Origin of the sequence: Nonomuraea sp. MG754425, assembly GCF_021699195.1 — a bacterium.
In the GTDB taxonomy this organism is placed as follows: domain Bacteria; phylum Actinomycetota; class Actinomycetes; order Streptosporangiales; family Streptosporangiaceae; genus Nonomuraea.
This window is the reverse complement of sequence record NZ_SSXE01000271.1, coordinates 1-10,236: the sequence shown is the minus strand read 5'-3', so window position 1 is coordinate 10,236 and position 10,236 is coordinate 1. Positions and strand designations below refer to the sequence as shown.

At 72.9% G+C, this 10,236-nt stretch carries 12 protein-coding genes; 7 read left to right on the top strand and 5 right to left on the bottom strand.

Annotated elements, in window-relative coordinates:
• The coding region (locus tag FAF44_RS49150) for an enolase C-terminal domain-like protein (RefSeq protein WP_237110368.1) at positions 1 to 1,097 on the top strand (1,097 nt) is incomplete at its 5' end.
• Positions 1,098 to 1,379: 282 nt separating this feature from the next.
• A complete protein-coding gene (locus tag FAF44_RS49145) occupies positions 1,380 to 1,733 on the top strand; it encodes an Lsr2 family protein (RefSeq protein ID WP_237110367.1) in 354 nt (117 codons plus the stop codon).
• A 191-nt stretch (positions 1,734 to 1,924) separates the two neighbouring features.
• Here FAF44_RS49145 and FAF44_RS49140 read toward each other — a convergent pair whose 3' ends face one another.
• Positions 1,925 to 2,485 (bottom strand): isochorismatase family protein, encoded by a 561-nt coding sequence (locus FAF44_RS49140; RefSeq protein ID WP_237110366.1) that lies wholly within the window; start codon positions 2,483 to 2,485, stop codon positions 1,925 to 1,927.
• 91 nt (positions 2,486 to 2,576) lie between these two features.
• Entirely contained in the window at positions 2,577 to 4,193 is a 1,617-nt protein-coding gene (locus FAF44_RS49135; RefSeq protein WP_237110365.1) for a GAF domain-containing protein, read from the bottom strand.
• Positions 4,194 to 4,347: 154 nt separating this feature from the next.
• Between FAF44_RS49135 and FAF44_RS49130 the strand changes: the two genes are divergently transcribed.
• The 3 genes from FAF44_RS49130 to FAF44_RS49120 all read left to right on the top strand — a co-directional run bounded on the left by FAF44_RS49130 (position 4,348) and on the right by FAF44_RS49120 (position 6,591).
• Positions 4,348 to 4,992, top strand: coding sequence for a response regulator transcription factor (locus FAF44_RS49130; protein WP_237110364.1), 645 nt, complete (start codon positions 4,348 to 4,350; stop codon positions 4,990 to 4,992).
• A 109-nt stretch (positions 4,993 to 5,101) separates the two neighbouring features.
• Positions 5,102 to 5,284 (top strand): hypothetical protein, encoded by a 183-nt coding sequence (locus FAF44_RS49125; RefSeq protein WP_237110363.1) that lies wholly within the window; start codon positions 5,102 to 5,104, stop codon positions 5,282 to 5,284.
• Between the two features lie 68 nt (positions 5,285 to 5,352).
• Positions 5,353 to 6,591: a cytochrome P450 gene (locus tag FAF44_RS49120; protein ID WP_237110362.1), complete on the top strand. Its 1,239-nt coding sequence runs from the start codon at positions 5,353 to 5,355 to the stop codon at positions 6,589 to 6,591.
• Between the two features lie 99 nt (positions 6,592 to 6,690).
• Here the strand turns inward: FAF44_RS49120 and FAF44_RS49115 are convergent, their stop codons facing one another.
• Positions 6,691 to 7,806: a major royal jelly family protein gene (locus FAF44_RS49115; protein ID WP_237110361.1), complete on the bottom strand. Its 1,116-nt coding sequence runs from the start codon at positions 7,804 to 7,806 to the stop codon at positions 6,691 to 6,693.
• 207 nt (positions 7,807 to 8,013) lie between these two features.
• Between FAF44_RS49115 and FAF44_RS56205 the strand changes: the two genes are divergently transcribed.
• Together FAF44_RS56205 and FAF44_RS49105 are read left to right on the top strand one after the other, a co-directional pair.
• The gene (locus FAF44_RS56205) at positions 8,014 to 8,427 is read left to right on the top strand and encodes a ribonuclease domain-containing protein (RefSeq protein WP_237110360.1); all 414 of its coding nucleotides are present in this window, start codon (positions 8,014 to 8,016) and stop codon (positions 8,425 to 8,427) included.
• A 15-nt stretch (positions 8,428 to 8,442) separates the two neighbouring features.
• The gene (locus FAF44_RS49105; protein WP_237110359.1) at positions 8,443 to 8,802 is read left to right on the top strand and encodes a barstar family protein; all 360 of its coding nucleotides are present in this window, start codon (positions 8,443 to 8,445) and stop codon (positions 8,800 to 8,802) included.
• Positions 8,803 to 8,820: 18 nt separating this feature from the next.
• On the opposite strand, the gene FAF44_RS49100 is transcribed toward FAF44_RS49105, so the two are convergent.
• Both FAF44_RS49100 and FAF44_RS49095 read right to left on the bottom strand, forming a co-directional pair.
• Positions 8,821 to 9,279, bottom strand: a complete 459-nt coding sequence (locus FAF44_RS49100) for an SRPBCC family protein (protein ID WP_237110358.1) — start codon at positions 9,277 to 9,279, stop codon at positions 8,821 to 8,823.
• Between the two features lie 214 nt (positions 9,280 to 9,493).
• Positions 9,494 to 10,236: nitronate monooxygenase family protein (locus tag FAF44_RS49095; RefSeq protein WP_237110357.1), on the bottom strand; the 743-nt coding region annotated here is incomplete at its 5' end.

Here is a 10,236-nt window from a genome sequence, read left to right as displayed (position 1 = left end):
GCATGGGGGCGATCAGCGGGGTGCGGGCGGCGGCGTACGAGGTGCCGACGGATCTGCCGGAGGCGGACGGGACGCTGGCGTGGGAGTCGACCACGGCGGTCGTGGTGCGCGTGGAGGCGGAGCGGAGCGCCGGCCTCGGGTGGACGTACGCGCCCGCCGCGGCGGCGGCCCTGGTGAACGAGGTGCTGGCCGAGGTGGTGCGCGGCGGCGACGCGATGGACGTCCCGCGCCTGTGGTCGGCCATGGTCGCCCAGGTGCGGAACGCGGGACGGCCGGGCGTGGCCGGTTACGCCCTGTCGGCCGTGGACGTCGCCCTGTGGGACCTCAAGGCCCGCCTGCTCGGCCTGCCGCTGGCCCGCCTGTTCGGCCTGGCCAGGGAGCGGGTGCCCGTCTACGGCTCGGGCGGCTTCACCACCTATGCCGACGACGTGACCGCGCGGCAGTTGCGCGGCTGGGTGCACGAGCAGGGCATCGGCCGCGTCAAGATCAAGATCGGCGAGTCGTGGGGCCGGTTCCCCGAGCGGGACCTGCACCGCATCGCCCAGGCCCGCCACGTGATCGGCCCGGACGCCGAGCTGTACGTGGACGCCAACGGCGGCTACACCGCCAAGCAGGCCATCCGCCAGGCCGGCCGGATGGGCGAGCACGACGTGCGCTGGTTCGAGGAGCCGGTCTCCTCCGACGACCTGCCGGGCCTGCGGCTGGTCCGCGACCGCGCCGAGCCCGACGTGACGGCCGGCGAGTACGGCTGCGACGCGGCCTACTTCACCCGCATGTGCCGGGAGCAGGCGGTGGACTGCCTGCAGATCGACGCCGGCCGCTGCGGGGGATACACCGGCTGGTTCGCCGCCGCCGCGATCGCCGCGGGGCACAATCTCCAGGTCTCCGCGCACTGCGCGCCCCACCTGCACCTGCCGGCCGCGGTGGCCACCATGAACGTGCGGCACCTGGAGTGGTTCCACGACCACGTGCGGATCGAGTCCGAGCTGTTCGAGGGGGCGGCCGACCCAGCCGGGGGCGAGTTGCGGCCGTCCGAGGAGCCGGGACACGGCCTGCGCTTGCGGGACCGGGTGGCCGAGCGGTACCGCGTCGCCTGAGGACCGCGCGGGCCGGGCGGGCGAAAAGTCGTTAAGGACGTATCCGAAAAGCGGGCCCAGGGGCGGCCGGCCGCCAATGAAACGGGTTGCCCGCTCAATTGGACGCGTCGAAGACTGAATCTTCCGGGACCGACATTTATTTAGGTAGAATGACCAAGCCGAACTCATGCTGGACCGACCGTCCGCGCACAGAAAATTCGCTGTAAATCCCGATACGGCTTGACGGCATCGTGCAGAGCGCTACAGTACCGCACAACCCTGGGGCTGAATTGGAGTGCGAGCATGGCCAAGAGGTTGATTGAAACGATCACGGACGACTTCGACGGCTCCCCCATGGAGGATGAGAACACCGTTTCCTTCAGCATCAAAGGTGACCGGTTCGTCATGGATCTGAAGCCCGAGAACGAGGACCGGCTGCGCGCGGCCCTGGCGCCCTTCATCGCGAAGGCGCGCCGCGAGGAGACAACCACCACGTCGCGGCCCCGTGGCCGGCGCGGCACGGGGGGTCTCACGAGGGCGATGAGCAAGGAGAAGAGCCAGGAGATCCGGCAGTGGGCGAAGGCGCACGGCCTGCCGGTCAGCGAGCGGGGACGCATCGCCTCTTCGGTGATCCAGCGCTACGAGGCGGCTCAGTAGATTGACCAGGAAAGGCCCTCTTCAATAGGGGGCCTTTCCCGTTCCCCGGCGACCCCGATTAGCCGCGGCCGGATACCGCCCTCATACGGCCCCGATAATGCGCCGAGTCGCCCGGGGCCTGCCATTTCAAAGGCCCTCCCGGGCGGGTTCCCACGCTCAAAGAGGGCGCCCCGCCCACGACCGGTCGCGCGTCAGGAGCGGCCGGTGAAGTCGACCTCCTTGGCCTCGGCCGTCCCGGCGGTACGTCCCGGCGCCGTCTGGAACTTCCAGTACATGTTGGTGTGCGCGATGACCTGCTCGGGCGGCGGCGCGCCCCACTCCGACTGGTCGTCCGTGGTGTGGGCGTCGCTGACCAGCAACGCGTCGTAACCCCTGACGAACGCGCCGTGCAGCGTCGAACGGATGCAGGCGTCGGTCTGCGCGCCGGCGACCACGAGCCGCCCGACCTCGAGATCGGCCAGCACGCTTTCGAGCGTGGTGTCCTCGAAGGAGTCGAAGTACGTCTTCTTCACGAGCGGCTCGCCCTCGCCCCTGCTCAGCTCGGGAACGAGTTGCCACGCCTCGCTGCCCAGCGGGAGTTCCTCGTCGGAGTGCTGCACCCAGACGACGGGCACCTGCTCGGCGCGCGCCCTCTCGACGAGGCCGGCCACGTTCGCGACCACCTCGTCGCGGGCATGGGCCTGGGCGACGACGCCGTTCTGCACGTCTATGACGAGGAGCGCGGTCTTCGGCCGGTTCTCCAGTGTGGTCACGTCTGTCCCTTTCGGTCCTTTTCGGTCCTTTTCGGTACGAAGACCGTACCCGTCCGGACCGACAAAACCGCTGATGGACAGGGGCGGCCCGTCACAAAGGGATCCACCAGCGCAGGCGGGTGCCGCCGCCCTCGGGCGTCTCCACGCCGGCGGTGCCGCCCAGCCGGTGGGCCCGCTCCTCGATGTTGCGCAGCCCGCTGCGCCGCCCCGCTGCGCCGACACCCGTGCCGTCGTCCGTCACGACCAGGGTGAGCCCGCCGCCCACCTCGACGGACACCTCCGCGCGGCCGGCGCGGGAGTGCCGCACGACGTTGGACAGCGCCTCGCGCAGCACCGCCAGCAGGTGTTCGGCGACCGACTCCGGCACCAGCGTGTCGAGCTGCCCCTCCATCCGCAGGCCCGGCATGAACCCGAGGTGGCCGCCCGCGCCCTCGACCAGCTCGACGATGCGTCCCCGCAGGCCGGGGGCGACCTCGTCCACCGGGCCCTGCAGCGCGAAGATCGACGAGCGGATCTGCCGGATCGTCTCGTCCAGCTCGTCGATCGCGTGCTGCAACCGCTTGGACGCCTGCGGGTGATCGACCAGCCGCACCGTGCTCATCAACGTCATCGCGGTCGCGAACAGCCGCTGGATCACCACGTCGTGCAGGTCCTTGGCGATCCGGTCGCGGTCCTCCAGCAGGCCCAGCCGCTCGGCGTCCCTGCGCGCCTCCGCCAGCTCCAGCGCCAGGGCCGCCTGCCCGGCGAACGCCTGCAGCACCTGAAGGTCCGCCGCGCTGAACGGCAACCGGCCGCCCCGCTTACCCAGCACCAGCACGCCGCGCACCCCGGGGGCGGCGCCGAGCGGCACCAGGAGCGCGGGCAGGCCCTCCGGCTCGGCCACCGCCTCGCCCCTGGCGAACACCTCGCCGGCGGGCGAGCCGGCGATCTCGAACGCGGTCCCCAGCGCGTCGTCCGCGCCGTCGCCGTCGGCCGCCGCCACCCGCAGCGTCTCGCCGTCCGGCAGCAGCACCCGCGCCGAGTCGGCGTCGCTCATCTGCCGGGCCCGCGCGGCCACCACCGGCAGCACCTGGCTCGGGTCGGCCCCGGACAGCAGGCTCGTGGTCACCTCGGCGGAGGCCTGCAGCCATCGCTCGCGCCGCCGCGACTCCTCGTACAGGCGGGCGTTCTCGACGGCGACGCCGGCGGCGGTGGCCAGTGCGATCACCATCGCCTCGTCCTCCTCGTCGAACTCGCCCCCGCCGCGCTTCTCCGTCAGGTACAGGTTGCCGAACACCTCGTCGCGCACCCTGATCGGCACGCCCAGGAAGGTGCCCATCGGCGGGTGGCCGGGCGGGAAGCCGTAGGACTCGGGGTGGTCGGCGATGCGGCCCAGCCGCAGCGGGCGGGCGTCCTTGATCAGCAGGCCGAGCAGCCCCAGGCCGTGCGGCCAGTGCTCGATGCGGGCGATCTCCTCCTCGCTCAGCCCCACCGGGATGAACTGGACGAGCGTGTGCTCCTCCCCGACCACGCCGAGCGCGCCGTAACCGGCGTCCACCAGCGTGGTGGCGGTCTCCACGATCCGGCGCAGCACGGTCTCCAGATCGAGGTCGCTGCCCACGGACACCACGGCCTCGAGCAGCGTGTGCACCCGGTCGCGGGTCGCCAGGACGGCGTTCAGCCGCACCTGCAGCTCCGCCAGCAGCTCATCCAGCCGCATCTGCGGCATCAGCCCACGATGCTCGCTTTCCACACCGATCAGTCTGGCACGCGCGGGGCCCGCCCCGTCCCCTGGCCCGTGGCCGTACTACCGCCGCACGGCCCCCGGAGCCGGTGACCTTCGTCCTTTCCCGGGGTTGCGCGGGTCCGGTAGCGTCGCAGGCATGATTCGGGTGTTCCTGGTCGACGATCACGAAGTCGTCCGCCGCGGCGTGGCGGCGCTGCTGGAGTCGGAGGACGACATCGAGGTCGTCGGGGAGGCCGGCACCGCGGAGTCGGCCGTCGCCAGGATCCCCGCCCTGCAGCCCGACGTGGCCGTGCTCGACGTGCGCCTGCCCGACGGCAACGGGGTCGACGTGTGCCGCGACGTACGGTCCCGGCTGCCGGGGCTGGCCTGCCTGATGCTGACCTCGTACGCCGACGACGACGCGCTCTTCGACGCGGTGATGGCCGGGGCCGCCGGTTACGTCCTCAAGCAGATCCACGGCTCCGACCTGGTGGGCGCGGTGCGCACGGTGGCGTCGGGGCAGTCGCTGCTCGACCCGCAGACCACCGCCGCCATGCTGCGGCGGCTGCGCGACCAGCAGGCCAGGAAGGACCCGCTCGCGGCGCTGACGGAGCAGGAGCGCCACATCCTCGACCTGATCGGCGAGGGGCTGACCAACCGGCAGATCGGCGAGCGCATGTTCCTGGCCGAGAAGACGGTCAAGAACTACGTCTCGAACCTGCTGGCCAAGCTCGACATGCAGCGCCGCACCCAGGCCGCCGCCCTGGCCGCCCGCCTGCGCTCGGAGCAGCGGCGCGGCTGAGCCCGGAGCCCGCCGGCCGGGGAAAGTGCGGACCTTGGTCCCTGGTTCCCGGCCGGCCCGGATCGGCAGGCTGTGGTGGTGATGCACCACAACGGCGCGGGCGCCCGGCGTGGCCCGGCTGGTGGCCGACCCGGAGGAGGCCGCCGCGTTCAGGAGACGGCTGACCCCGTGGGTGGCGGGCGGGATGGAGCAGGTGGTCCGGATCCAGCCGGAGATCGTCACCGGTTTCGCGCTCGTCCCGGCCGAGCAGGTCGAGGTGGCGGCCCGTACGGAGATCGAGCCGCCGGGATAGTGGGCGCGACGCGGGCCGATGGGGTGCGGTGGACGGGACGCGAGCCCCACGAGACCCTGGAGAAACCCATGGACGACGCCGCCGGCACACAGCCCTTCGTGATCGACCCCGAGGGCCGCGACCTCCACGGCCAGGCCGAGCGCATCCGCGCGCTCGGGCCGGCCGCCCTCGTCGAGCTGCCCGGTGGCGTCCGGGCGTGGGCGGTGAGCGACCAGGCGGTGCTGCGGCGGCTGCTCACCGATCCGCGCGTGTCGAAGGACGCCTACCTGCACTGGCCGGCCTGGATCAAGGGCGAGATCCCGCCGGACTGGCCGCTGTTCGCGTGGGTGGCCGTACGCAACATGCTCACCGCGTACGGGCCGGACCACCGGCGGCTGCGCGGGCTGGTCTCCAGCGCCTTCACCGTCCGCAGGACCGCCGCGATGCGCCCGCGGATCGAGGCGATCACCGGCGAGCTGCTCGACGAGCTCGCCGACATGCCGCCGCGGACGGTGGTGGACCTGCGCGAGCGCTTCGCCTACCCGCTGCCGATCAGGGTGATCTGCGAGTTGTTCGGCATCGGCGACGAGGACACCCGCGAGGAGGTGCGCCGCTGCGCGGACGCCTTCTTCCAGACCGGCCGGGCCACCGCCGAGACGGCCGACGCCTTCCCCCGTCTGCAGGCGGTGCTGCGCGAGGTGGTCGCCGGCAAGCGCGAGCGCCCCGGCGACGACCTGTCCTCGGCCCTGATCGCCGCCCGCGACGAGGACGCCGCGCCGCTGGAGGAGCACGAGCTGGTGGACACGCTGATCCTGTTCCTGAGCGCGGGCCACGAGACCACGGTCAACCTGCTCGACAACGCGATCTTCGCGATGCTCACCCATCCCGGGCAGCTCGCCCTCGTCCGCGACGGGCGGGTGAGCTGGGAGGAGGTGATCGAGGAGACGCTGCGCGCCCAGGCGCCGATCGCGAACCTGCCGCTGCGCTTCGCCGTGTCGGACATCGACCTCGGCGACGGCGTGCTGCTGCCGGCCGGCGAGCCCATCCTGAACTGCTACGGGGCCGCCGGACGCGACCCGCTGGCACACGGGCCGGACGCCGGCGCGTTCGACGTCACCCGGGCCGCCAAGGAGCACCTGGCCTTCGGGTACGGCGTGCACCGCTGCCTCGGCGCGCCGCTGGCCACGCTGGAGGCCGCGATCGCGCTGCCCGCCCTGTTCGGCCGCCATCCCGGCCTGACCCTGGCCGCCGAACCCGGCGACCTGCGCCCGCTGGAGTCCTTCATCTCCAACGGGCACCGGTCACTTCCCGTCTTCCTCTCGGTCTGACGCCGGCCTTCTCGCCACCGGCGCGATGCGGGTGACGTTCCCCGACGGGTCACGGGCGGAGATCACCGGGCGTCCCGTGGGGCGGTCAGCGGGTCGCGCTCATGGCAGCAGGCGCACCGGGCCCGCGTCGATGGGCACCCGGAACAGCTCGTACGGGTACCGGCGCAGATCCCGCCCGCCCTGGAAGCGGGCCTGGCGGTGCAACTGGTTCGCGGTCACGTAGACGAAGCCGTCGGTCACCGACAGCGTGTCGGGCCACAACAGCCGCGGGTCGTGCACGAGCGTCTCCGTCGTGCCGTCGGGCAGCCGCCGCAGGACGGCGTTGTGCTCCCAGTTCGTCAGGTACAGGCGGCCCGCGTCGTCGGACTCCAGGCCGTCGGCCGCGCCGCCCTTGTCGCCCTCGTCCCGGACGGTCGCGGCGACCTCCACCTCGCCGAGCGCGGGATCGGTCAGCGCGTCGGCGCAGACGCTGTAGAGGCGGCGCGACATCAGCGGGCAGTAGTAGAGGCGGCTGCCGTCGGCGGAGATCGCGATGCCGTCGGATCCCATCGTGACCGGCCTGGGCGGGCCGTCGGCGGGCCGTTCCATGAAGACGCGGCCCTCGACCAGCGGCAGGTAGCCGGGCGGGGTCTCCGCCTTGGTGCTCGGGTCGTCGTGCAGCCTGCGCCACGCCTGCCCGGTCGCCAGGTCGGCGACGACGAGGCCGTTGGGGCCCTTGTCGGAGGAGTCGGTGAGGTAGGCGTAGCCGTCCTCCCCCTTGCGCAGGTCGAAGCGCACGTCGTTGAGGTAGCTGGTGCCGAGGGCGACATCGGGCTCGAAGCGTACGACGCGGGTGACGGTGTCGGTCGCGAGGTCCACGCACACCAGCTTGGGGCCGCCCGGCTTGACCACCTGGAACAGCGGGCTGCCGGTGTCGAGCAGCCACAACCGGTCGGCCGGGTCGACCACCACGCTCTGCACGGAGACCAGCCGCCCGGCCAGTTCGCCCGAGCCGGCGTTCCACCGCTCGTCCGGGTACGGCACCACCTGCCCGTCACGCAGTTCGGCCACCGTGGCGGGCACGTCGTCACCCCATCGGGGAAAGTTGACGAAAACCCGCCCATGACGGGACACGGTGACGCCGGTCGGCATCGGGCCGGAGGCGAAGGCGTGCACGAGCTCCAGCTCGCCGCACGGCCGATCCTGTGGTTGCCCGCCGTCACCGGACGTCGTCATCGCCGCTCACCGCCGCTCAACAGGTGCGTTTCCCGATCCGCGCCCCAGCCTGCCCTTCGCCGCGGGCCGGAAACCGCTCGCGCCGGGAATCGGCGACCATGAATCGGTCTCGAATTGTTCACTCTCCCTTGGCGCTCCCGTCTATCCCTGACGGAAAATGAGCAGAGATCATGACTGTGTCCGTCACAGCTTCCGCAAGGAGGATCCGTGCACGCTCAACCGCGCTCCCGTCCGTCCTGGCCGGTCCGTCTCGCCGTCGTCCTCGCCGCCCTCGTCTCACTGGTCGGCGTGGCCGGCGTCGCCCCCGCCGGCGCCGCGGTCTACAGCTCCTGCACCATCTCCCGCTGCGCCGACGCCCGCTCGGCTCTGTCGATCTGGGCCTCCAAGGGCTACCCCACCAGCGCAGGCTGGTACTCCTGGCCCGACGGCAGGTACAACTACACCGGCGGACGCCACTACAACCGCGAAGGACAGCTCCCCACCAACGCCACCTACTACGAGTACGACGTCTACTCCCGGGCCCAGGGCGCCTCGCGTGACGCCTACCGGGTCGTCGTCAACCGCGCCACCGGCGCCGCGTGGTTCACCCCCAACCACTACACCGACTTCCACCGCCTCTAGCCGCAAGGAACACCCATGGCTGCCGCCGCACGTCCACTGCCCTCGTGGCTGACCGTGTCCACCGGCCGGGTCGTGGACGGGCGGGCCTGCCGGACCCGCGCCGCCTTCTTCGACGAGGTGGCGCGGGCCCTGCGCTTCCCCGGCTACTTCGGCCGCAACTGGGACGCGCTGACCGACTGCCTGCGCGACATCGGGGCCGCCACGCTCATCGTGCGGCGCGCCGAGGAACTGCTCGCCGACGAGCCGCCCGAGCAGCTCGCCATGCTGCTGACCGTGCTGGACGACGCCTCCCGCGACGGCCTGCGCGTGACGTTGTGCGCGGAGAGCGGCCACGAGTCCCTGCTGCGCGAGCGGGTCATCGCCGCCCTCGACTGACGGCCGGACCCGCGGGCGCTAGGCGGCCTTGACGGCGTCCTGGATGTGGGCGTTGCGCAGCAGGATGAGCCCCTTCAGGTGGCGCCGCAACACGAGGACCTCGGCGAGTGCGCCGAGCGGGGGCACGGGGGCGGCGAAGTCGACGACGTCCGTCATGAGCGTGGCGGCCCCGTCGTGGGCCGGCTCGAAGGTGTGCAGGTGACGCCAGCGCCGGAACGGGCCGCTCGCCTGCTCGTCCACGAAGGACGACGGGGGTTCGCAGGCGCTGATGACCGAGGTCAGGTGCCAGGTGCGGCCGAAGTGGCGGGCACGCCAGGTGACCTGGTCGCCGAGGGCGAGCCGGCCGGAGGTGACACCCGCCACCGCCTGCTCGCCGGTGTGGCGCATGGAGGAGGTGTGCAGGTCCACCGACAGGGACACGTCGAAGACGATCTGCCGTGGCGCCAGGACGAGCGTGGCCACCTCGAAGCGGGACATGCGCCGGATCCTACGCCGCACCTCACGACCCGCACGCCGCGGGCCCGCCGGACACCGGGACCACCGCACCTCACGAACGGCGCACCTCACGGGCGGCGCGCCTCACGGGCGGCGCACCTCACGGGCGGCGCACCTCACGGGCGGCGCGCGTCAGGACCAGCGCGGATGCGGACCGGCGCGCGTCACGAACGGCGCGCGTCACGAACGGCGCGCGTCAGGGGTGGGGGTCGTCGGTGAAGCGGCGGAGGAGGTCGGCGGCGGCGGCGAAGGCGGTGACCACGTCGGCGGCGGTGTGCCGGCGCGCCACCAGGCCCACCGCCTGCCCGGCATAGACGAAGGCGGTGTCGAAGTCGCCCTCGGCCCGCGCCGACTCCAGCTCGCCCCGTGCCGCGTCGTCACCGGCGAGTTCGTCCTCCCGGCCGTTCCACCGGTCGAAGAACGGGTTGCGCAGGGCGCGCCCGCCGAACTCGGGTGGCCAGGCCAGCCGCTGCGCCACGTCGAAGACCCGCCCGTACGCCGTGCCGGTCTCCCCGGCGGCCAGCACCCGTTCGCGGGCGGCCTCCGGCAGGGTGGTCTCGGCGCAGCCGAGGAACGCCGTCCCGGCCCAGCCGCCCTCCGCACCCGCCGCCAGCACGGCGGCCAGGCCCCTGGCCGTGGCGATGCCCCCGGCCGCCAGCACCGGGACGCGTGCCTCGGCCAGCACGCCCTGCAGCAGCGGCAGCGTGGCCACCTCGTCGCGGCCGTGGCCGCCGCCCTCGCCGCCCCTGGCCACGACCACGTCGGCCCCGGCCCGCTCGGCCTCCCGCGCCTCCCGCGTGGTGCCCGCCTGGACGGCCACGGTGATGCCGGCGCGGCGCAGCGGCTCGACGTACGGGGCGAAGTCCCCGAAACTCACCGAGACGAGCGGGGGCCTGGCCTCCAGGACGGCGTCAAGCTGCTCGGGACGTCCCGCGAGCG